The sequence below is a fragment of the Corynebacterium pseudopelargi genome (genome assembly GCF_003814005.1).
GTDB classification, from domain to species: Bacteria; Actinomycetota; Actinomycetes; order Mycobacteriales; family Mycobacteriaceae; genus Corynebacterium; species Corynebacterium pseudopelargi.
The window spans coordinates 1,716,221-1,740,679 of record NZ_CP033898.1; the positions used below are offsets into that span (position 1 = coordinate 1,716,221).

Genomic DNA, 24,459 nt, shown 5'->3' on the forward strand with positions numbered 1-24,459 from the left:
GGGTGTTGTGTCAGGACTGCATAGTGGACGCGAGTTGTAACACACCTTCATATGTGTGTGTCAGGTGGTGTGTTTTTTGGTGTGTTGTTCGGTGGATTAGTACCAGTCACCTGCATGACCTTGCGGTATGTCCAGTTCTGGCCTATCAACCCGGTGGTCTACCGGGCACCTAGTAATGAAACCTCATCTTAAAACAGGCTTCCCGCTTAGATGCTTTCAGCGGTTATCCCTTCCGTACGTAGCCAACCAGCCGTGCCACTGGCGTGACAACTGGCGCACTAGAGGTACGTCCGTCCCGGTCCTCTCGTACTAGGGACAGCCTTCTGCAAGTTTCTACGCGCGCGGCGGATAGAGACCGAACTGTCTCACGACGTTCTAAACCCAGCTCGCGTGCCGCTTTAATGGGCGAACAGCCCAACCCTTGGGACCTACTCCAGCCCCAGGATGCGACGAGCCGACATCGAGGTGCCAAACCATCCCGTCGATATGGACTCTTGGGGAAGATCAGCCTGTTATCCCCGGGGTACCTTTTATCCGTTGAGCGACACCACTTCCACTCGTAGGTGCCGGATCACTAGTCCCGACTTTCGTCCCTGCTTGAGTTGTCACTCTCACAGTCAAGCTCCCTTGTGCACTTACACTCACCACCTGATTGCCAACCAGGCTGAGGGAACCTTTGGGCGCCTCCGTTACATTTTAGGAGGCAACCGCCCCAGTTAAACTACCCACCAGGCACTGTCCCTGACCCAGATCATGGGCCGAGGTTACAAGATATCCAATTCGATCAGAGTGGTATTTCACCTGTGACTGACACCACCACTGGCGTGGCGTGCTGTTAACGTCTCCCACCTATGCTACACAAACCGAACCGAATATCAATACCAAGCTATAGTGAAGGTCCCGGGGTCTTTTCGTCCTGCCGCGCGTAACGAGCATCTTTACTCGTACTGCAATTTCACCGGGCCTGTGGTTGAGACAGCAGGGAAGTCGTTACGCCATTCGTGCAGGTCGGAACTTACCCGACAAGGAATTTCGCTACCTTAGGATGGTTATAGTTACCACCGCCGTTTACTGGGGCTTAAATTCTCCGCTTCGAACCACAAGGGTTCTAACAGGTCCTCTTAACCTTCCAGCACCGGGCAGGCGTCAGTCCGTATACATCAACTTCCACGTTTTCGCACGGACCTGTGTTTTTAATAAACAGTCGCTTCCCTCTATTCTCTGCGACCACGATCAGCAACCAACACCGCAAAAAGGTGTGGCACCAACAGTGGCCCCCCTTCTCCCGAAGTTACGGGGGCATTTTGCCGAGTTCCTTAACCACAGTTCACCCGTTCGCCTGAGTATGCTCTACTTGACGACCTGTGTCGGTTTGGGGTACGGGCTCACAACATCCTCGCTAGAGGCTTTTCTCGACAGTCCAGGATCACCACCTTCCCCACCAGTGTGGGGTTGCATCACGCCTGACCCATGATGCCTACCGGATTTGCCTAGTAGGCGGGCTGCACGCTTACACCACGAAAACCAACCTCGTGGCGTGGCTACCAACCTGTGTCACCCCATCGCTTGACTACTACCAATGAAGGTCCCACGCAACAAACCCAACACCAGGTCACACAAGGTGACCACGATTGGGATGCTGGGTGGTTAGTACCACTGATTCATCATGGACGGCTGTTGTGAGGTACCAGAATATCAACTGGTTGTCCATCGACTACGCCTGTCGGCCTCGCCTTAGGTCCCGACTCACCCTGGGAAGATTAGCTTGACCCAGGAACCCTTCGTCATTCGGCGGAGCAGGTTTTCACTGCTCATTCGTTACTCATGCCTGCATTCTCACTCGTATGCACTCCACACCACGATCACTCGGATGCTTCAACGCCGCACACGACGCTCCCCTACCCAACACACACTGTGGTGTGTTGCCGCGGTTTCGGCGGTGTACTTGAGCCCCACTACATTGTCGGCGCAGAACCACTCGACCAGTGAGCTATTACGCACTCTTTCAAGGATGGCTGCTTCTAAGCCAACCTCCTGGCTGTCTTCGCGATCCCACATCCTTTTCCACTTAGTACACCCTTAGGGGCCTTAACCGGCGATCTGGGCTGTTTCCCTTTCGACCAACGGAGCTTATCCCCCGCAGTCTCACTGCCGTACTAGCATTCACTGGCATTCGGAGTTTGGCTGACATTGCTAAGATGATAGTCCCGCTCAACCAACCAGTCGCTCTACCTCCAGGAAGCACCATACAACGCTGCACCTAAATGCATTTCGGGGAGAACCAGCTATCACGGAGTTTGATTGGCCTTTCACCCCTACCCACAGCTCATCCCCTCAGTTTTCAACCTAAGTGGGTTCGCGCCTCCACAACCTCTTACAGCTGCTTCACACTGGCCATGGGTAGATCACTCCGCTTCGGGTCCAGGACATGCCACTCACAACACCCTCGTTAGGATTCGCTTTCGCTACGGCTACCCACACTCATGGTTAACCTCGCGACATGCCGCTGACTCGCAGGCTCATTCTTCAAAAGGCACGCCATCACCACACACAAGGTGGCTCTGACGGTTTGTAAGCACACGGTTTCAGGTACTCTTTCACTCCCCTCCCGGGGTACTTTTCACCATTCCCTCACGGTACTATTCCGCTATCGGTCATTTCGGAGTATTTAGGCTTACCGGGTGGTCCCGGCAGATTCACAGCAGATTCCACGAGCCCGCTGCTACTCGGGGCAACGCGATCAACACCACCACAATCAGCATTCACGTACCGGGCTTTCACCGTCTACGGCAGGCGATTCCACACCACTTCCGCTTACCAACTGCAGTCATGCCACATGTCATGCCACCATGTACAACCACGCCCCACAACACCACACACGCAACCCTGGCACAGGTATCACACGCATGCGGTTTAGCCTCATCCACGTTCGTTCGCCACTACTAGCAGAATCACAATTGTTTTCTCTTCCTGTAGGTACTGAGATGTTTCACTTCCCCACGTCTACCCCCAACAACGCTATTTCATTCACGCTGCGGTCACTACCAATCACAGTAGCCAGGTTTCCCCATTCGGACACCCTCGGATCAACGCTTGATTGACAACTCCCCGAGGCCTATCGCGGCCTTCCACGTCCTTCATCGGCTCGAAATGCCAAGGCATCCACCGTGTGCCCTTCCAACACACACCAACCACCAACAACCATTGGCAGCTGTGCATGACAGAAAACACAAGTAATACGACCACCACCACCAACCACCAACAAGGTGATCAGCAATGATGCGCCACACAAACACACACAAACAAACTGGTGTATTACAAAACTCTTACAAACATTCATCACTGATATTTCAGCAACAAAGAAATAAAGATGACTCGCGTCCACTATACAGTTCTCACACAACACCACCATGCACCCCACCAACCACCAACAGCAGCCAGTAGCGCACACAACAATCACAAGGACACGTGCATGTCCCAGACACCCAACAGCATGCCAACACTTTGAAAACAACATATCGTTTGTGCTTGTTACAACAATGACGATCACGATGCGGGCGTGTCACAAGATCTGCTTGCAACACCTACCCACACCCATTGGTGATCTCCACCCGGTCACACCACACCCATCACACACCACCACCAAACTGGCGAGAGTGTGCAACCTCATCAACGACGATGCAGTGTTGTTCAAAGAAAAGAAAAGAAAAAATATTGCTCCTTAGAAAGGAGGTGATCCAGCCGCACCTTCCGGTACGGCTACCTTGTTACGACTTCGTCCCAATCGCCGATCCCACCTTCGACCACTCCCTCCACACACAGTGGTTGGGCCATGGGCTTCGGGTGTTACCAACTTTCATGACGTGACGGGCGGTGTGTACAAGGCCCGGGAACGTATTCACCGCAGCGTTGCTGATCTGCGATTACTAGCGACTCCGACTTCATGGGGTCGAGTTGCAGACCCCAATCCGAACTGAGGCCGGCTTTCAGCGATTCGCTTACCCTCACAGGCTCGCTGCGCGTTGTACCGACCATTGTAGCATGTGTGAAGCCCTGGACATAAGGGGCATGATGATTTGACGTCATCCCCACCTTCCTCCGAGTTCACCCCGGCAGTCTCTCATGAGTCCCCACCATTACGTGCTGGCAACATAAGACAAGGGTTGCGCTCGTTGCGGGACTTAACCCAACATCTCACGACACGAGCTGACGACAACCATGCACCACCTGTACACCAACCACAAGGGAAAGACTATCTCTAGCCCGATCTGGTGTATGTCAAGCCCAGGTAAGGTTCTTCGCGTTGCATCGAATTAATCCACATGCTCCGCCGCTTGTGCGGGCCCCCGTCAATTCCTTTGAGTTTTAGCCTTGCGGCCGTACTCCCCAGGCGGGGCGCTTAATGCGTTAGCTACGGCACAGAAATCGTGGAAGATCCCTACACCTAGCGCCCACCGTTTACGGCATGGACTACCAGGGTATCTAATCCTGTTCGCTCCCCATGCTTTCGCTCCTCAGCGTCAGTTACTGCCCAGAGACCTGCCTTCGCCATCGGTGTTCCTCCTGATATCTGCGCATTCCACCGCTACACCAGGAATTCCAGTCTCCCCTACAGCACTCAAGTTATGCCCGTATCGCCTGCACGCCCGGAGTTAAGCCCCGGAATTTCACAGACGACGCGACAAACCACCTACGAGCTCTTTACGCCCAGTAATTCCGGACAACGCTCGCACCCTACGTATTACCGCGGCTGCTGGCACGTAGTTAGCCGGTGCTTCTTCTCAAGGTACCGTCACAAAAAAGCTTCGTCCCTTGCGAAAGAGGTTTACAACCCGAAGGCCGTCATCCCCCACGCGGCGTCGCTGCATCAGGCTTGCGCCCATTGTGCAATATTCCCCACTGCTGCCTCCCGTAGGAGTCTGGGCCGTATCTCAGTCCCAATGTGGCCGTCCACCCTCTCAGGCCGGCTACCCGTCGCCGCCTTGGTAGGCCATTACCCCACCAACAAGCTGATAGGCCGCGGGCCCATCCCACACCGAAAAAACTTTCCACCACACGAACTACCATGTGGTCCTATCTGGTATTAGACCCAGTTTCCCAGGCTTATCCCAAAGTGCAGGGCAGGTCACCCACGTGTTACTCACCCGTTCGCCACTCGAGTACCCTGCAAGCAGGGCCTTTCCGTTCGACTTGCATGTGTTAAGCACGCCGCCAGCGTTCGTCCTGAGCCAGGATCAAACTCTCCACAAAAAATGAACAAAACAGTCCACAAAGGCTCGTGAAAAGCCCAAAACCTAGCAAAGCCACCACCAAAACAGTGGCAACCAAACCAAACGATGACAAAAAAATCATCAAAAACAAAACAGGGCAATCAGTGCACACGCATGGCCATCCTTGACGAGGACAAACAACCACACACACCAATCACCCTAAGTACTACCAATCACAATAACCGTGACAACAGCACCACAACCGGCACCACCAACACGACCATCATCATCAACAGCACAAAACATATAAAAAGTATTGGCACACTATTGAGTTCTCAAACAACACGCACAACAACCCCACACCAACTAAGGAAAGGGAAGCTGCAAATGGTATTTCGTCTACCGCTCGTTTTCTTAACCGCCATCTCCACATCGTGGGGGCGTTGTCGGTCGCGGCGACTCACATAAAGTTACACACACACCAACAACAACACAAACCCGCAGGTAAACTGCGGGTTTGAACGTCGAAAAGCTTAGAAATAAGCAGCGATTGGGCCATGCGGGCCGGGAATCACCGAAATGGGAGTGCCGAAGATATTGCTCAGCGTCTCGTCGCAGATGATTTCATCGGGCGTGCCAAAGGCAAAGATCTGGCCGTCGCGCACCGCACAGATTCGATCGGCATAACAAGCAGCAAAGTTAATGTCGTGCAGCACCACAATGATGGTCTTGCCCAACTCATCTGCCGCGCGCTTGAGGTGGCGCATCATTTCCACCGAATGCGCGATATCGAGGTTGTTGAGCGGCTCATCTAAAAGCACATAGTCGGTGTCTTGCGCCAAAACCATCGCCACATAAGCGCGCTGACGCTGGCCACCAGAGAGCTGATCTAGGTAGCGGTGCTGCAATTCGCTGAGGTTGAAAAACTCCAGCGTGCGAGTAATTAGATCTTCGTCATCGCGGGTCAGGCGCCCTTTGGAGTGGGGGAAGCGGCCAAAGGCAACCAGTTGGCGCACCGTCAGGCGGGTGATGAAGTGGTTTTCTTGACGCAGAATCGACAGCACCTTGGCCAGGTCGGCGCTTTTCGTGTTCGCCACATCTAGGCCTGCCACCTCGATGGCACCCTCGTCCATGTCCAGCAAGCGGCCGATCATGGTCAACAGCGTGGATTTGCCGGCACCGTTGGGGCCAACGAGTGCGGTGATGCCGCCATTGGGGATCTCCAGATTGACCGGGCCGATGCTCGTTTCGCCGTAATTTTTATGTACTTGATCGAGTTTGATCACAGGGTTCCCTTCCTCAGCAGCACCAGCAGGAATACCAGTCCGCCGACGAGTTCGATAATCACGCTCACTACACCCTGGGCGTAGAAAACGTGGTTGAGCACGAAATATGCGCTTGTCAAAATGGCGAAAGCTAAACCGAATGCAAGCGGAAGCAAATAGCGGTGGTCTTCGGTTCCGGCGATTTGATAGGTCAGCGTTACCACCAAGAAGCCCAAGAAAGTCATAGGTCCCACCAGTGCGGTGGAAGTGGCCATCAAAATCGAGACCAACACCAGCAAGATCAACGCTTCACGACGATAATTCAGACCCAAATTTTGAGCGGCTTGTTTGCCCAGAGCCATCACGTTGAGGGTGTTGGCCTTCGACAGCAGCACAGCCACACCGATGAGTACCAGCGGAATGGCGATGGGGAAATACTGCGCTTGGGCATTAGCGATGGAACCGAAGAGCCTAGCGGTGAGCAGATCAAATTCGCTCGGGGTAAGCAGGCGCTGCATAAAGGTGGCCAAGCTGCCCAAACCACCGCCGAGCACGATGCCCACCAGCAGCATCGCGTGCATGTCTTTGCCTAAAAGCCAGGCGTAAAGCAGCAGTGAGAAGCCCACCATGAGCACCAATTGGAAGATGAACATGGAAAAGGTGTGGCTTAGTGCTGCAACACCGAAGAACACCGTGGCGGTGTGGATGGTGCGATACAACGACTCGAAACCCATGATCGATGGGGTGACGATGCGGTTATTCACCACCGTTTGAAAGCTCAAGGTGGCAAATGCCTGGCAGGCAGCAACTAAGGCGATAGCCAGCACCGCATTGAGGCGGCGCTGGGCGATCAACCAGAAGGTTTCTGAGCCAAAGGGCATGGGATTGTCGTAGCTTAAAAGCCCGATGGCACAGCCGATGCCGATGGCATAGATGCTAATGAGCAGGATCCAATAGCGGCGTGAGGAATGGACAAACGCTTTAGTTTGCATTGGCCCTCCTTACAATCAGCACCACGAAGAATGCTGCGCCGAGCACGCCTAGGATCACGGCGACGGGGATCTCGAATGGCGAGATGATCGTGCGCGCCACGAGGTCGCAAGCAGTAACCAGCCCGATGCCCAAAAGGCACACCCAGGGAAGGTTGCTGCGCAAATCATCACCGCGGACCATTGAGACCACGTTGGGCACGATTAAGCCCAGGAAGGGCAAATTGCCCACCACGACCGTGACCACACCGGTGGCAAGTGCGATGAGGGCGGTGCCCAAAAACACCAAGCGCTGATAGGGCACGCCGATGCTGGTGGCCACATCTTGGCCAAGGCCTACGGCGGTGAAGTAATCAGCACCGACGGCTACGGCAATGACCACGATCAGCACGAGCCAAAGCACCTCATATTGGCCTTGGTACACGGAGGTGTAGCTGCCTTGGAACCACACGCCCAGGCTTTGGAGTGCGTCGAATTGCAAGGCGATGAAGGTACTGATGGCACCAACGACTGCGCCGAGCATGATGCCGATGATGGGCACCACCAGCGATTGTTTGAGACTTACCTTTCTTAAGAACCCAAAAAAGACCATGGTGCCGATAAAAGAGCACAGCACCGCGAGGATCATGCGCTCGAGAATGCCGGCCTCAGGCATAAAAATAAGGCTGAGCAGCAGGCCTAGGCCTGCCCATTCGGTAGTGCCGGTGGTGGTTGGTTCCACGAAGCGGTTTTGGGTTAGAAGCTGCATGAGCAGACCACTCATAGCAAGTGCTGCACCCGAGAGCACCAGGGCAATTGTTCTTGGGATGCGGGTGATTTGCAGCATTTCAAATCCACCCGGCGAGAAAATGTTGTACTCACCAACCATGAGCGAACACAGCAGAAGCCCCGCTACGACCACCAGGGCGATGGCGAAGCGGGGATTGAATCCAGGATTCACAAGACCCTTTCTAGATGGTTACTTTTTCTGCTCGAAGGCATCTGCAATATCGTTCAGCATCTCCGTGTAGGTGATGATGGACTCATTGACGTAGGTGTCTTGCGGTGCATAGACGATCTGGTCGTCCTTGATTGCCTTGACGTTTTTCAGTGCAGGCGAATCGGCGATGACCTTGGAGGCGCGCTGGTAGTCAGGCTTTTCGGCGTTAACGGCACCGTCGCGGTCAAGCACGAAGATCCAGTCGGGATCGGAGTCGGCGATAGCTTCCACGGAGATGTCGTCACCCTCGTGGTTGCTGCTGGAGCCATCTACCTCCAGGGCGGGCTTGAGGTCGAGCAGGTTGAACACCTGGCCATAGGTGCGGCCAACATTGGGGGCGATGTAACCAATCTCGCCACCGGATACGTTGACGGCCATCACGGTGTCTTTGCCGTTGTAGGCCTTCTTGGCGCGCTCGGCTGCCTTGTCAAAGTTCTCAACGAGCTGGTTTGCATCGTCTTCTTTGTCGAAGATCTCGCCCATGGCGATCACTTCGCGCTTGAGTTCTTCGAAGAAGTCTTGATCATCGCGGGGCTCGAAATCCACGATCGGCACACCGGGGTTGAGCTTCTTCATGTCCTCGTAGTGCTGGGTGAAGCGCTGGCCGGAGATGATCAGGTCGGGCTTTGCCTTTACCAGGGCCTCCAGGTCGGGCTCGCGGTGCATGCCCATATCGGCAACGTCATCGCCGCGGTAGGCCTCAACCGTGTCGGGCAGCAGGCCCTTTGGCACTGCAACCAGGGGAACGTCCCAATCTTCGAGCACCTCGAAGGTGCGGTTATCAGTGGAAGCCACGCGCTCTACTGGCAGAGGAATGGTGACATCGCCGTAGTTGTCTTCGATGGTGATTTCTTGGCCCTTAGTTGCAACGTCAGCTTCTTCAGCGTTGCTGCATGCAGCCAATCCGAGGCCTGCAGCCAACATCGCAGCGGTGATCGCTTTAAGTTTCATGTCTGCCTTTCTGAGAGATTGGGTGCAGCCTAACGATCCCCAGCAAGCCAAGGCAAGCCTTATTAAGTTAATCCTAAGATAAGTATCGAAACGTGTTGAAAAAGATTGCACTGCGCTGCTTGTTTGCCAGTTGGAATCCAGTACCAAACACACCCACCTACCACCCCCTAGCGTGAGGTGACACGCACCCCCAAATGTGCCATCGGATACAGTGCCTTGTGATCCTAGCTACACTTTTGCCATGCAGGATTGGAAAAGAGTGGCCCTGGTCATGTTCGCAATCGGGTTTGGCGCGAACCACTTCGCCCCACTCCTGCCTGTGTATCGCCAAGAATTGGGATTAAGCCAAGCAAAAGTAACCTTCTTGCTGGCGATCTACATCCTCGGACTCATCCCCGCGCTCATCTACGGCGGCACACGCTCCGACGTGCTTGGCCGGCGCGCCATCATGCGGCCAGCTGCAGTCATTTCCCTGCTCGGCACCATCTTGCTTATGAGCTTCCCTGAGCGTTTCGACGTCGTGGTTGCCATCGGAAGGCTAGTCACCGGCGTAGCAGTGGGCTTAATGCTTGCCGCAGGCGCCTCCTGGCTCAAAGAACTCACCGCTTCAGCCGGTGGCACCACTGCGCTAGGAGCACGTCGAGCAACGGTGGCTACCTCTGCAGGTTTTGGTCTTGGCCCTGCCGTAAGTGGTGCGGTAGCCGAGTGGCTGCCGGCCCCGCTCTATACCCCACTGTTTGCGCACCTGGTCCTAATCATCTTTTCCGGCATCGCCGTGTGGAACGTACCCGAGGCCTCAAGGCCTGCGCAGCGCCAAAAAACCCAGTGGCGCCGGATCACACCAATTGTGCCCACGCTGCTGTGGGCACCGTGGGTCTTTGGCTCGGCAACCACGGCATTTGCCACGCTCACCACCTATGTTTCGGTGACCGCAATGGTGGCGTTTACAGGGCTTATTTCCTCAATAACCATGCTCAGCGGCGTGGCCGTGCAAAAGACCATCAACGCGCGCATTAATGCCACCGGCAAAGCACCTGTGGCATTCGGGCTGGTGCTTTCTGCACTAGGCATGGGCATAGGCGCATGGGTGGTTATCAGCCATTCAGTGCTCGCATTATTGCTTGCAGCACCAGTACTTGGCGTGGCCTATGGCATTTTGATGGTTTCAGGCCTTTTCCAAGTGCAGCAACAGGCCCATCGCGACGATCTGGGACAATTCACCGCCATCTACTATTCGGCCACCTACCTGGGCTTTTTTGCCCCGTGGATCCTCGCTTTGCTCAGCGTGGCAGTTCCTGGCCAATGGGCATGCATCTTCGGCGCCATCGTGGCACTTGCTACCGCCGCCGCATGGAGGCTCAAGGCAGGTAAGGCTCCTGGAACGCAATAAGACCGGTACATATCAAAACCCCCAGCAGGGCTTGGCCATAGCTGGGGGTTCATGTTTGAGAGGTGCGTTAAGAGGCACTCCAGATAAAGGGACGCTCGCGTTGTTCTTCTTCGTGCAAGGGGCCGAGAGGAACATTGGTTTTATCGCGAAGCGCAATGACCGCGAGCAGACCAATAATCGACATCGCCGCCAGGTAGTAGGTAACGGCCTGGGTGCTACCCGTGGCGTCGACAAGCGTTTCTGCGATCGTAGGAGCAAAGGCACCACCGAGGATGGCACCGATGGCGTAGGAGATGGAAACGCCGGAGAAGCGAACCGAAGCCGGGAAGATCTCTGCATACATCGCGGCCTGGGGACCATAGGTAAAGCCGGTGCCGATGGTAAGAAGGGCGAGGCCGAAAAAGAGCGAAGCGCCGTCGCCATGGTTGACCAGCGGAAAGAGGGTAAATACGCCGCCGAGCTGGAGGATGAAGCCGAGGATGTAGGTCTTTTTACGGCCGATAAAGTCCGATACCTTGCCGGAAAGCAACGTGAATACCAGCCAGGAAGCAGCGGAACCAGTCACCGCGAGCAGCACCGTGTCGCGAGAAAGACCCACCGGACCATCGGGATTCGAGGCGTACTTTTGGATCCAGCCGCCGGTCGTCATATAGCCCACAGCGTTATTGCCCGCGAAGACCAAGGCCGCAAGCAGCACCAGGAGGCCGTGGCGGCGGAACAGCGCACCGATGGGGTTGCTGGTTTGCTCCTTGCGCTCAGCAATTTCTTTAAAGACGGGCGATTCATCCACGCCGCGGCGAATGAAGTATCCGAGGGCAATGAGCACCACGCTAATAAGGAAAGGAATACGCCAACCCCAAGTTAAGAAGGCATCACCTGGGGCAATCACGCTCATTAGCGCCAAGATGCCAGAGGCCATGAGCAAACCGAGCGGCACGCCCACCTGCGGGGAGCAGCCATACCAACCGCGCTTGTGATCAGGGGCGTGCTCCACCGCCATGAGCACAGCACCGCCCCACTCGCCACCAGCAGAGATGCCCTGAAGCACGCGAAGCAGCACCAAAAGAATTGGGGCCGCCACGCCGATAGAGGCATAGGTGGGCAAAAGGCCAATGACGGCGGTGGCGGTACCCATGCCCATCAGCGTGACCATGAGCACGACGCGGCGGCCGAGCTTATCGCCGAAATAACCAGCGAGGAAGGCGCCGAGCGGGCGGAAAAGGAAGCTCAAACCAACGGTAAGGAAGGAGGCAACGGTCGCTGCCTGGGCACCGAGGCCGGCGAAGAACAATTTATTAAAGACCAAACCAGCGGCACTGGCGTAGAGGAAGAAGTCGTACCACTCAATTGCGGTACCGACGGTGGTTGCAAGCGCCACGCGACGCTGCTCATTGCTGCTACGCACCTCATCGCCTGGCAATAGCTGCTGGGCCTGATGGGATGCCGCCTTCGCGGATCCACCTTCAGCATTTGAGCTCATCGAGCCTCCTTGAACATTGTTCGTTTTCACCCATAACCCCGACACCCGGCGCTATGACCTACAACACTTTAGTGCCAAAACCTCAGGCTTTTTGCACTAAAAAGAAAACACATACTCTTTCCACATCGTTGATTCACACGAATCTCTTACGTCCCACGTGATGCAGAGTTGCTACATTTTCGCAGGTTTTCCCTGTTTGAAGAGCCCAAACGCTCAGGCCAAGGCATTGGAATTGAATTACTTGCGGTGGAAAAAATTTATTGTGGGAAACGCACGAATACCTTCCCCCTGTTTGTGTATCCAGGCATAAGGCGACAAGGCGCATCGCAGACGCTTTTCAGCACCCCACTCCCTATGAGCCGGCCATTTTGGAATCAGGGAGTCGTATGCGAAAAAAGACGGAGACGTGAAGTTAAAACACGAGGATGGAAGGCCGTGTTGGAGAGACAAATACCAACAGCAAAGAAGCAGAATACATCTACTTGATTTTCAATACATGACCTGGATGCTCGACGATGAAGTAGTAGCAGCACCCGAAGACGACCCCACCCCCAATACGAAGTTGTGGAGTAAATCCGTCGTAGCGCCTGGCACCTATTGAAGGATTGAACCGACCGCCCTCGCTTTAAGACGATGCCTTAGCGCTGCCCCCCCCCCCGCCACCGGGATGGACTTAAAAAAATTTGCCGGAGCTTAAAGCGCCCGCTGCCACATTTCGAGGTTTCACCTATCGATATTGTGGCCATTTCCTACGAGTTCTGCCGATCCCATCCCCGTGCCTATGCAGCTATAGCGAGTTGGATTGGCCCTTCGCAACCATTCTGCACGAAGATACCCTGCAACACCGGTCAACAAAATCACAGAGGGCATACCGACCACTAAGGGGTGAAAGCCCTCTTCACCCACCATGACATCAAAGTGAACAAGAATCTGGACAAAAATCACGGCCAGTCCAACCATTGCAGCAACCGGTGCGATCAACCGGACAAACAGATTGTGCTCATTGGTACCCCAAAAGAATCTGACTACCGACACCGAGGTGATAAACAACAGGAAAACAATGCCGAAAGCTCCCGCGTTGGTCAACCAGGAGAACATGGTCAGGACAGGAAACTCCGGTCCCGCATTTGTCACTGAACCGTAGATCGCAAATCCCCCAATGAACAGCAACGCTAAGGCAGACTGCGCCAAGGATGAGTAAATCGGTGCATGCGTCTTCGGGTGTGTTCGACCTAGACGCTCAGGCAGCACCCCTTCCCTACCTAGCACCAGGGCATAACGCGCCACAGCATTATGGAAGGCGAAAAGTGCGGCTAAAAGAGAGGTAATGAAGATTATACGGCCAAAGGTGGCTAGACCGTGATGCCCACTTTCCTCAAGAAAAACGAACAGAAGCTCCGGTCCACTTTCCCTCGCTTTTTCCACGATCTGCGATTCCCCCACGCCCTGGGCAATGGCCCAGGCCGAAAAAGCGTAGAACCCAGCGATCAACCCGAGAGCTCCATATGTTGCCTTCGGTACAGATTTCTGGGGGTTTTCAGCTTCTTCAGCATAAATAGTTGCAGACTCGAACCCCATAAAAGCCGCCATACCGAAGGCTAGCGCGGCACCAATGCCTGGCCCTACAAACCCAGAGGGGTCAAAAGCTGCCACACTGATCGGCTCAGCGGGGCTACTCAATCCAATAAAGTCGACAAGCACCACGACTAAGAATTCGAGAATCACAAGCACACCAATAACTTTGGCCGAGGCATCGATATTCATAGCTCCGAGCAATCCCGTAAGAAACCAACAGAATAACGCGGCAACCCACCATTGGATCGTGATGCCTGCCAGAGCAGACAAAGTACCCGCAATCGTTGCTCCAACGATGCCATATAAACCGATCTGCATCGCGTTATAACTCACGAGCGCAAGCCACGCGGCAGCAAGCCCCTGACGCTTTCCCAGGCCAGTAGCGGTGTAAGCATAGAGCGCGCCGGCGTTAGTAATTTTTGTACTCATTGCAGCGTAACCAACCGCGAAAACAAGCAATACAATTCCGAGGACGAGATAGCCCATTGGAACTTCGATCATTCCAGTGACAGCGTAGGACGTTGGGGCACCGCCGGCTACAGCCGTGAGCGGAGCTGAAGCAGCAATGATGAGCATCATGAGGGATCCAGCACCAAGTTTTCCTTGGAGCGCACGACCACTATCGACCTTATTTTTCTGAGTCATTTCCTACCCTTTCAAAATGTGATGTAGATGACTCTAAGGTTTGTAAGGTTATGCAAAAAGATCTCCCACACTACTGTGCGCCCAGTCACAAAACAATTGCACTGTAGGCCAAGAATTGTGATTCAGCTCATGATGAACTGGTTTCAAGTGCAACTGGTCCCCTACAACAAGCAAAGGAGCTGATTATGAAGGGAACTGTCGGCATCATCGGGGCAGGTTTCGCTGGACTGATTTCCGCTCGAGAATTAGAGCGCCTTGGGTACACGGTTGAAATTTTCGAGGCTCGAGACCGAATCGGTGGACGAACCTGGACTACTCAAAAACTGGGACACGAGCTCGAAGTCGGTGGGACTTGGGTTCACTGGATGCAACCATTCATTTGGGCAGAAATCACACGCTACGGCGCAGATATCGTCTCTTCTCCAGTTTGCGACGAGGCATTCTGGATTGTCGGCGATACGGTCCATAAAGGTGTTGAAGCAGACGTAGACGAAAAACTCGCCGGCGTACAGTCGAAAATTTTCGAACGCTCCCGCGAACTGTTCCCCCTCCCCCACGCGCCGTGGACTAACCGTGAAGCTGTCGCGAAAGCGGATACCGGGACTGTGCTCGACTGCGTCCGAAACGGTGAATTTACCGAGGAAGAAGTAGCCCTAGCCAATGCGTACTGGAACGCTGGCTACAATGGCGAATCTCGCACAGCATCGCCACTTATGGCAGCACACTGGGCAGCTTTGTCAGATCACCGCCTATCTTTGCTTGATGATCAAACATTGCGCTATAAGCTCGCGGGCGGCATGAAGAGTATTTATTCGAAGATCCGAAACGATATCCGTGGAGCAGTACACCTCAATACGAGAGTCTCCAAGGTAGACGACCAAGGGAACTGTGTCGAGATCACGCTAGCGGACGGCACCACCCGACAGTTCGAACAAGTCGTAGTGACACTTCCAATTGGAGCACTCAAAACCATCGACTTCACCGAGGGGCTTCCCGAACACGCTAAAGAAGCGATGGTGGAAGGCTGGAACTGTACTGGTCACAAGGTATGGGTGAAGATCAAAGGCCATCGCAAAATCTTGGCTTACGCTCCAGACGGCCACCCCCTAGCACTTCTTCGCTCAGAGTATTTCATGGAAGACGACACCACGATTTGCGTAGGCTTCGGTCCTGACCACGCAGCAATCGACCTCAATAACGTCGAGGCCGTCCAGCGCGCTGTAGATGCTTGGGAGGCAAACATCGAGGTTGTGAGCACTTTTAGCCACGACTGGGTAGAGGACGAATTCACCGGACAGACTTGGGCAACTCCGCGAACCGGCCAATTCCTCCACGGTCACCCAGAAAAGCTTCGTCATGGGAATCTAATTTTTGCCGGCTCAGATTGGGCGGCAGGTTGGAACTCTTTTGTCGACGGAGCTATCGAGACAGGGTTCCGGGCAGCCCGCGAAATTGAAGAGCATCGACCCTAAAACTCTTGACCTAACCAAGGAGCCCCGACTGTGTCGGGGCTCTTACAACAGCATCAAAATCTAAGCGTGGAGTTTCGAAATTCAGAAAACTGTTCCGCCACCAAAAGGTCTTAACCATCAAGTTTCTCAATCTGCTTTTCATCTTTCACCACAACGAAGACGACGGTATCGTGAAGAAAATCTGCCTCGATACCGTCGTCTAAAAATTACTTCGCCGGATTCTAGCTGCCGTAATGCAACCAGACAGCCTTAGTCTCGGTGTAGCACTCGATAGCTTGGGGTCCCATTTCTCGACCCCAACCGGATTGTTTATATCCACCCCAGGGGGCTGCCATATCAGGGATTGGCAGCATATTCACAAAGACCGCACCTGAACGTAGCCCATTCGCTATGCGTTGACTCTCCGCAATGTCGCTGGTCCAAACTGCGGCAGCGAGACCATACTCAGAATCGTTCGCACGCGCGATGACTTCGTCTAGCTCCCCGTCGTACTTCATTACCGAAAGGACTGGGCCAAAAATTTCTTGCTTCGCGATCGAATTATCTTCATCAACTCCTGCAAAAACGGTGGGTTCAACGAAATAGCCTTCACGATCAATCCGATGGCCACCTGTGACGAGTTCGGCGCCTTCGGAACGCCCAGCCTCAATCAAATTGGTGATATGACCGAGATGCTTTTCGGAAACTACTGGAGTTAGTTGAGATTTCTCATCATTTCCAGGTCCTACGTGCATTGAAGCTGCAGCCGAAGCAAGCTTTTCTACAAATTCATCATGCACCTTGGAGTCCACGTAGAAGCGAGTGTAGGCCGCACAAACCTGTCCTGAGTTCAACAACGCACCACCAACATTGCCAGCCACAGCAGAGTCTATATCTGCTGAGGCTGTAATTATCGAAGGCGCTTTGCCACCGAGTTCAAGCGTCAAACGCTTGAGGTTAGAATCCGCGGCAGCATGAGTGATCGCTTTACCGGTCGGAGTTGAGCCAGTGTATGAAAGATGATCGACACCCATGTGCGATGACAGCATTGCGCCAACATCTCCAGCACCCGTCACAATGTTTACAACGCCTGCGGGAACACCTGCCTGTTCACAGACTTCAACCAGCTTGATGGAGGTGAGTGGGGTAACTTCGGATGGTTTAATTACTACCGAATTACCTGTAGCCAGGGCAGGTGCAAGCTTCCAAGCTAGGATCATTAGCGGAAAATTCCAGGGAGTAATTAACGCGTTGACCCCCACAGGCTCTCGCCTGGTGTAGTGCAAGGTATCGGGGAAACTGATTGGGTTGGTTGTACCCTGAATCTTGGTAACGAAACCAGCGAAGTATCGGAAGTGATTGGCTGCACCTGCCACCGATACTTGGCGAGCAACTCCGATCGGCTGCCCCTGATCCAAAGTTTCGAGCTGGGCGAATTCTTCTGCGTTCGCCTCTATCAAATCTGCAATTTTGAATAGTACGGCTGCACGCTGCACCGGCAATAAATTTGCCCATTCTCCTGACAGGGCTTCACGCGCTGCGGTAATCGCGTCGTCCACTTGAGTGGAGCTAGCGCACCTTACCTCAGCGATCACCTCGCCGGTCGCGGGATTGTAGGAAGAAATACTACCTGCTGCTCCCTCAACCCATTCTCCATTGATGTATTGCCTAGTTTGCATCCTGGCTCCTTTCTTAGGTAAAGCCATTCTAAGTGAGCCAGCCCACTCCTATTTGTGAGACAGTGCACTTTATTTTTCTAGGAGTGCATTAAGCTACAAAGGTTCGGCGAAAAGCACTGGGACTTAGCCCAAATCTTTCCTTAAATGCACGAGAGAAGTAAGCCGCATCAGACAGGCCGCAACTAGCCGCAATCACACTAATCGGCTGCGAAGAACTCGATGGGTCTCCGAGCAGAGCGTGGGCACGGTCCAGCCGGCGGCCTTTGATCGCCCCAGCCACAGTTGTTGCACGGTCGCTAAAGAGCTGGTGAAGATACCGAACCGATATGAAATGTGCTTGAGCTATGCGCTTCGGCCCCAAATCGGGGTCGTTGAGATGGTCATCGATGAAGGCGTCAATTTTTCGGACCAGTTGAGCCCTAGAGTCCAGGGCAAATCCGGCATCTTCCGCGGCCGCAACTAGAACGGGCCGAATCATCGCTACGACCATCTCTGCCAACTGTGCCCCAGCACGAGTGCCGAGCTCGTCAAAATTACGCGCAAGTTCTCCCAAAAAGGCCGCTACAGCAGCACTGACCGAAAATCCTCGAGTGAGTGAAATAGCAGTGACATGCGCCAACACGTTTTCACTGAGGGCAAGGTCGTCTTTGGGAACCATAACCACCAATAAGGTGCACCCTTCAGGAAACTCAAGATCATAGGGACGCGAGGTGTCGTAAATTACAATGTCCCCTTGACCGAAGTGAACCGCCTTCCCATCCTGGCATAGAACCCCATGCCCCTCGATTATCTGGCTCACCTTTACATAGGCATCGCTTGGCCAAGCTATTAGCTCTTCAGTGCGATGGACCGAATGAGCGTCAGCACTGATGTGCACAAACGTTGCCCTACCGACGTTGTGCATCTTCACCGCACCGCAAAATGATTCCAAAGCATCAATACGGAGGGGCACCACAGTGCTGTTAACCGCAAAACGGAACTCTTTCAGTCCAATCATTGCGTTACCCCTTCAAGACAGGCTCGAACACTTTCTGGAATCCCACAGTGTCTTCGAGAGGCAGAACTGCAGCCACATATTGATCCGGCCGCACTACCACCACTGCACCCTGCTCGGAGATTTCACGTTCTTCAAAAATGCTGCTTTCGGGGAGGACTGAATAGACCTTTTCATAGTTACTCACCCTGAACGGACCACACTTCGGAAAGAAGATCGAAGGAACTTGGTTTAAATCTACATCCGTATGCAATTTAGGATAAATAATTTTGACATCAAACATTGCATCCTCGTCGCCTGGAAGCATGTAGCGATTCTGAGGTGAATCCGGGTCGTGAGCAAACCACTCTGCCCACTCAACCGCACGAGCGCCATCCAAGTCAGCGAACACATAGATTCGATAACGTCCGTCAGCCGTCGCATGATGTCCTAAGTGCACAGGATTAGCGTCGGCAACTCGACACACCTCAGCAGACTTGAAGCGCTTTCCTACGGGATACCCCTTGGCTAAGTCCTGATGCTCTTTCCCACCCGTAAGGATTGACGGTTGGTATTCGGTCATAAACCCGGCAGGAAATTCTGCCGTCTGAACATAGTAATCCTCCAAATAATTAGGATTTTCAAGTTCTTCAGTAGGCGTCGCCATTAGCGTTGACCACTCACGGTCGAAATCTATGAGGTTCTTGGCAATTTCCTTTCGTTCCTCGGCATAGGTTCGCAGCAAAGTCTCCGGACTGCGGCCATCGAGTACATAGCCGAGCTTCCAAGCAATATTGAACCCGTCCTGCATTGACACATTCATGCCTTGTCCGGCCTTTGCGGAGTGTGTATGGCAGGCATCGCCGGTAATGAAAACTCGCGGCTCAGGACACTCATCCGACAGATTGTCGAATTTGTTGGCTAACCGGTGCCCGACTTCATAGACCGAGTGCCAGCAGACCTCGCGAACGTCGAGAGTGTATGGGCTTAGAATATTGTTGGCCTGGTCAATAATCTGCTCGATCGTAGTACTACGAACCTGACCGTTGTCATCTTCACTCACTTCACCAAGATCCACATACATCCGGAACAAATAGCCACCCTCGCGCGGAATATGCAAGATAGAGCCATATTTCGAGTTGATTGCGCATTTCAGACGGATATCCGGGAAGTCCGTTTCGGCAATTACATCCATTACGCCCCACGCATGGTTAGCAGACTTACCTTCAAGGCGTCCCCCAATCGCTTTCCGGACGCCGGAGCGGGCGCCGTCGCACCCAACCACATACTTTGAATACACGGTGCGTTTTTCTCCGGTCTGAACATCGCATAGCTGAACAGCCACCGGATATTCTCCATCTCCCACTTCAAGCCCCAAGAACTCGTAGCCGAAATTCGGTTTCATGCGCGACGGCGAGCGCCCCATAAACTCCGAGAAATAGTCGAGAACGCGTGCCTGATTCACAATCAAGTGAGGAAACTCCGAAACACCGTGTTCATCGTCCAAAGTTCGTGCTGTACGGTGGATCTCTCCCGGCGAATCTGGCTTTTGCTTCCAAAAAGCCATCTCGGTAATTCGGAATGCTTCGTTAGTAATTTCTTGGGCAAATCCGAATGCCTGAAACGTTTCGACCGATCTTGCTTGGATGCCGTCTGCCTGCCCGATCTCCAAACGGTGGGGCCTACGGTCAATAATGCGAGTGTGCACATTTGGGAACATAGACAGCTGGGCGGCAGCGATCATTCCCGCAGGCCCCGCTCCCACGATCAACACATCCATATGATCAGGCAGTGCCTCAGACCTTTCGGGGCCTGCGGCGGGGAGAACCCGGGGATTAGTGGATACATAGCCATGGTGATGGAATTGCATTTTTTCTCCTTAATTAACGTGAGGCTGCAAGCGTTAGGTTGCTGGGATTAACCCGTCCCTGCCTTAACTCCAGACAAATGGTCGTTCCTGCTGTTCCTCCTCGTGCAAAGGACCTAGCGGGACGTTGGTTTTGTCGGTCAAAGCCGAGACTGCCAACAGCCCAACAACAGTCATGCCCGCCAGGTAGAAGGTCACTGCTTGTGTACCTCCTGTTGCATCCACCAGCGCTTCCGCAATTGTGGGTGCGAAAGCACCACCCAGAATTGCCCCAATTGCATAAGAGATCGACACACCCGAGAACCTGATCGATGCGGGAAAGATTTCGGTATACATCGCAGCTTGCGGCCCATAGGTAAAACCAGTTCCGATGGTGAGCAGGGCCAAACCAAAGAACAGAGATGTGCCACTACCAGCTTCGACTAGGGGGAAGAGTGCAAACACCCCTGCGAGTTGGAGAACAAACCCAAGGATGTACGTTTTTTTACGTCCGATAACATCGGAGACTTTGCCGGACAGCAAAGTGAAACACAGCCAGGTAGCAGCCGATCCGGTTACCGCAAGCAAAACGGTGTCACGATCGAGCCCCACAGGCCCATCAGGGTTGGACGCATACTTTTGGATCCACCCACCAGTGGTCATGTAGCCAACGGCACCGTTGCCGGCAAAGACCAACGCAGCAATCAGTACAAGCAGACCATGTCGCTTGAACAACACTCCAATCGGGTTGGAAGTCTGCTCCTTCCGCTCAGCGATTTCCTTAAACACCGGCGATTCATCGACACCGCGTCGAATCAGATAGCCAAGGCCAATCAGCAATACGCTGATAAGGAACGGGATACGCCATCCCCAGTCAAGAAATGCGTCACCTGGTGCGATCAAACTCATCAACGCCAGCATGCCGGAGGCCAGCAGCAAGCCGGCAGGTACACCGATTTGTGGGGAACATCCGTACCAACCTCGCTTGTTGTCAGGGGCGTGTTCGACGGCCATCAGAACCGCACCACCCCACTCACCGCCAGCAGAAATACCTTGGACGATTCGAAGGAGAATCAGCAAAATCGGTGCCGCGATGCCGATCGCATCATAAGTTGGAAGCAAACCAATTATTGCCGTTGCCGCCCCCATTCCCATGAGAGTGACCATAAGAACCACCCGCCGACCCAACTTGTCACCGAAGTAGCCGGCAAGAAAAGCACCTAGAGGTCGGAAAAGGAAGCTCAATCCAACGCTTAGGAACGCCACCACAGTAGCTGCCTGGGGGCCAAGTCCTGCGAAAAAGAGCTTGTTGAAGACCAAGCCGGCGGCACTTGCGTAGAGGAAGAAGTCATACCATTCGATAGCTGTGCCGACCGTGGTCGCCATCGCGACGCGGCGCTGCTCTTTTACGTTACGAACTTCGTCGCCGGGCAAAACCTGCCCTGAATGTGCCGCGCCACGCGCATCATGCGCATTCGGGTTGCAAGCATTGGAACCCATCCATCCTCCTTAGAACATATTTCATTTTCGGGCGAGCCATGCCACTGGTTTTTCAAAACAGAGAGATGCCCGCCTCCACATCTTCAAAACAGCCCGCTCGATCTGCAGTTTTAGACATTTTTAAGCGTTCCACGTCACACCTTACAGTGTTTCCCGTCAAGCTGGAAGTAGTTTGTGATTTGGATTACTTGCAGGGCTGAACTTCATCATATATGATTCAGCCAAGTCGTCAAGAAAAAATTCTGTGCAGCAGCTGCCTGGTGTAGAAGAAACGTCACGGCGACGAAGTATGCAAACGAGATAAAAGTCACCAAAAGACTTCAAGTACGCCGAAGTTTGGCGCAATCATTAGAGGGGAGACTCCATGGGAATTCTCGAAAAACTGCCAGCGACACCAGGCAAAGTCCTCGCCGTCCATGTGGCGTATGAATCAAGAGCCGCTCAACGCGGGCGCAGACCGAAGCAGCCTTCTTACTTCATGAAGGCCACCAGCTCTCTCAGTGAATCTGGAACCGTCGAACGCCCTAAGGGCTGCGAACTCCTGGCTTTTGAGGGTGAAGTTGCTCTTATCATCGGTACCGAAGCGCGAAATGTCTCGTTGGAGAACGCCTGGGACTATGTAGCAGCCGTTACCGCATCCAACGACCTTGGCATTTACGACTATCGAGCCCAAGATAAGGGGTCTAACACTCGCTCAAAGTCCCGGGACGGTTACACGCCCATAGGACCGGAGCTCATCGATGCCCGAGCCGTAGAGCCAGGCAATTTACGTATTCGCACCTGGGTCAATGGCGAGCTAGTGCAGGAAGGTAACACCAGCGAAGAAAGCCTCATCTTTCCACTCCCCCAGTTTGTGGCGGATCTTTCACAGCACATGACTCTGCACCCCGGGGATATCATTTTGACCGGCACGCCCGCCGGTTCCACAGTGGTCAACCCCGGTGACGTGATGGAAGTGGAAGTTGATGGTGCAGGTTTAACATCAGGCAAACTTCGCACCGAGGTCATCGAAGGTGTTGGTACTTTCGACGAAAACATCGGCATGCTTCCTCATGTAGATGAGAAACAACGTGCTGATGCATATGGCACAGATCCCGATGGCTCAGGATCTTCCAAATCTGACCTACCCGATGACCTACGCAAAAAGCTCGAACAAACTCCGACCGCCGGGCTATCTGCACAGCTACGAAATCGTGGGCTCAATCAAGTAGTTATCGAAGGTGTATACCCGCAAACTCCAGGAACCAAAATGGTAGGCGTTGCAAAAACTCTTCGCTTTATCCCTGGTAGAGAAGATCTTTTTAAAGCTCACGGCGGTGGTTACAACACCCAAAAGCGAGCCTTCGATGAACTGAAGCCTGGAGAAGTTCTCGTTATCGAGGCTCGTCAAGAGGCAGGATCCGGCACTCTGGGCGACGTGCTCGCCATACGAGCCAAGAGCCTAGGAGCGGCCGGAATAGTTACAGACGGGTGTGTTCGTGATTATGCAGCCGTGCAGGAAGTCGGTCTTCCGGTTTTTACTCAGGGCGCCCATCCGGCTGTACTCGGCCGAAAGCACGTCCCGTGGGACATGGATCTACCAATTGCTTGTGGCAACGCCACCGTCATCCCAGGTGACGTAATAGTAGGCGACGATGACGGAGTGATTGTGATTCCCCGGGGCATCGTAGAAGAGGTTGTGGATGCTGCAATGGAGAAGGAACTACAAGACGAATGGGTTGCTGCCCGTGTCTCCGAAGGTAACCCAGTAGACGGCTTATTCCCTCCCACCGGGGATTGGAAAGATAAGTGGCAGCAATATCGCAAGGAACGCACATGACAGTAGTTGAACAAAGCAAGACTGAGCGCGCCTACGAGTGGATCAAAGCGAAAATTCAAACTCATGAATTCGCACCCGGGCATAGGTTGGTCATCAGTTCGATTGCTGATGAACTCTCCGTCAGCCCGGTACCTATCCGTGAGGCCATCCGTCAATTGGAAGCAGAAGGGTTGGTGACGTTCGCCCGCAACGTGGGGGCGAGGGTCACAATGATCGAGCCCGAACGTTATTCCAACCTTATGGAATCCGTCGCAGTACTCGAAGGTGTCGCCACCGCTTTATCAGCTCCGAACCTCGATTCCACAGATCTCGCTGAAGCGAGGAAAATCAATTCTCAACTTGAGATCTCCACCAAGAATCTCGATCCGTCTGAATTCACTCACCTGAACAAAAAATTTCATCAGGCATTGTTCAATAAGTGCCCGAACCAGCACTTGTTGGACCTGGTATTCAGCGAGTGGGAACGGCTGAATTACGTCCGCGAGTCTACATTCGCTTTCGTTCCTCAACGCGCCATCGCTTCAGTAAGAGAACATGAACAAATCGTGGCACTAATTGAGGCTGGTGCTGAAGCTGCGTACATAGAAAAAGTTGCTCGTCAGCACAGGCTAAACACAATCGATGCTTATCAGCGGTCCAGCTAGATGCAATCCGGCGACCATCTCTACAGGTCGAAACCCCAAATAAACGAACTCATATTGAGAGGA

14 protein-coding genes and 2 rRNA genes are annotated in these 24,459 nt (G+C 53.7%); 4 read left to right on the plus strand and 12 right to left on the minus strand.

Annotated features, from left to right (window positions below; all coding sequences use genetic code 11):
- Nucleotides 1-75: 75 nt before the first annotated feature.
- The 6 genes from CPPEL_RS08030 to CPPEL_RS08055 all read right to left on the minus strand — a co-directional run bounded on the left by CPPEL_RS08030 (nt 76) and on the right by CPPEL_RS08055 (nt 9,394).
- A 23S ribosomal RNA gene (locus CPPEL_RS08030) occupies nt 76-3,190 on the minus strand.
- A gap of 535 nt (nt 3,191-3,725) precedes the next feature.
- A 16S ribosomal RNA gene (locus CPPEL_RS08035) occupies nt 3,726-5,250 on the minus strand.
- Together the 16S and 23S rRNA genes form the textbook arrangement of a ribosomal RNA operon.
- Before the next feature lie 493 nt (nt 5,251-5,743).
- Entirely contained in the window at nt 5,744-6,496 is a 753-nt protein-coding gene (locus CPPEL_RS08040) for an iron ABC transporter ATP-binding protein (protein ID WP_123960625.1), read from the minus strand.
- A complete protein-coding gene (locus CPPEL_RS08045; RefSeq protein ID WP_123960627.1) occupies nt 6,493-7,467 on the minus strand; it encodes an iron chelate uptake ABC transporter family permease subunit in 975 nt (324 codons plus the stop codon). The genes CPPEL_RS08040 and CPPEL_RS08045 overlap by 4 nt, the downstream gene beginning before the upstream one ends.
- A complete protein-coding gene (locus tag CPPEL_RS08050) occupies nt 7,457-8,404 on the minus strand; it encodes an ABC transporter permease (protein WP_281270478.1) in 948 nt (315 codons plus the stop codon). Before CPPEL_RS08050 ends, CPPEL_RS08045 begins: the two co-directional genes overlap by 11 nt.
- 18 nt (nt 8,405-8,422) lie before the next feature.
- A complete protein-coding gene (locus CPPEL_RS08055) occupies nt 8,423-9,394 on the minus strand; it encodes a siderophore ABC transporter substrate-binding protein (RefSeq protein WP_123960629.1) in 972 nt (323 codons plus the stop codon).
- 241 nt (nt 9,395-9,635) lie between these two features.
- Here CPPEL_RS08055 and CPPEL_RS08060 point away from each other — a divergent pair, with 241 nt between their 5' ends.
- Nucleotides 9,636-10,784 (plus strand): MFS transporter, encoded by a 1,149-nt coding sequence (locus tag CPPEL_RS08060; RefSeq protein WP_123960630.1) that lies wholly within the window; start codon nt 9,636-9,638, stop codon nt 10,782-10,784.
- 67 nt (nt 10,785-10,851) lie between these two features.
- Here CPPEL_RS08060 and CPPEL_RS08065 read toward each other — a convergent pair whose 3' ends face one another.
- Both CPPEL_RS08065 and CPPEL_RS08070 read right to left on the minus strand, forming a co-directional pair.
- A complete protein-coding gene (locus CPPEL_RS08065; protein WP_245990546.1) occupies nt 10,852-12,162 on the minus strand; it encodes an MFS transporter in 1,311 nt (436 codons plus the stop codon).
- 825 nt (nt 12,163-12,987) lie between these two features.
- Entirely contained in the window at nt 12,988-14,484 is a 1,497-nt protein-coding gene (locus CPPEL_RS08070; protein WP_123960632.1) for an APC family permease, read from the minus strand.
- A 185-nt stretch (nt 14,485-14,669) separates the two neighbouring features.
- Between CPPEL_RS08070 and CPPEL_RS08075 the strand changes: the two genes are divergently transcribed.
- Nucleotides 14,670-15,956, plus strand: a complete 1,287-nt coding sequence (locus CPPEL_RS08075; RefSeq protein WP_245990422.1) for a flavin monoamine oxidase family protein — start codon at nt 14,670-14,672, stop codon at nt 15,954-15,956.
- A gap of 221 nt (nt 15,957-16,177) precedes the next feature.
- On the opposite strand, the gene CPPEL_RS08080 is transcribed toward CPPEL_RS08075, so the two are convergent.
- From CPPEL_RS08080 to CPPEL_RS08095, 4 genes are all read right to left on the minus strand, one after another.
- Nucleotides 16,178-17,614, minus strand: a complete 1,437-nt coding sequence (locus CPPEL_RS08080) for an aldehyde dehydrogenase family protein (RefSeq protein WP_123960634.1) — start codon at nt 17,612-17,614, stop codon at nt 16,178-16,180.
- A gap of 88 nt (nt 17,615-17,702) precedes the next feature.
- A complete protein-coding gene (locus tag CPPEL_RS08085; RefSeq protein ID WP_123960635.1) occupies nt 17,703-18,611 on the minus strand; it encodes an AraC-like ligand-binding domain-containing protein in 909 nt (302 codons plus the stop codon).
- Nucleotides 18,612-18,615: 4 nt separating this feature from the next.
- Nucleotides 18,616-20,457, minus strand: coding sequence for an FAD-dependent monooxygenase (locus tag CPPEL_RS08090; RefSeq protein ID WP_123960636.1), 1,842 nt, complete (start codon nt 20,455-20,457; stop codon nt 18,616-18,618).
- A 63-nt stretch (nt 20,458-20,520) separates the two neighbouring features.
- The gene (locus CPPEL_RS08095; RefSeq protein WP_245990547.1) at nt 20,521-21,819 is read right to left on the minus strand and encodes an MFS transporter; all 1,299 of its coding nucleotides are present in this window, start codon (nt 21,817-21,819) and stop codon (nt 20,521-20,523) included.
- Between the two features lie 478 nt (nt 21,820-22,297).
- Between CPPEL_RS08095 and CPPEL_RS08100 the strand changes: the two genes are divergently transcribed.
- Complete coding sequence (locus CPPEL_RS08100) at nt 22,298-23,752, plus strand: fumarylacetoacetate hydrolase family protein (protein ID WP_123960638.1); 1,455 nt, start codon at nt 22,298-22,300, stop codon at nt 23,750-23,752.
- A complete protein-coding gene (locus CPPEL_RS08105) occupies nt 23,749-24,396 on the plus strand; it encodes a GntR family transcriptional regulator (RefSeq protein ID WP_123960639.1) in 648 nt (215 codons plus the stop codon). Before CPPEL_RS08100 ends, CPPEL_RS08105 begins: the two co-directional genes overlap by 4 nt.
- The last annotated feature ends 63 nt before the right edge of the window (nt 24,397-24,459 follow it).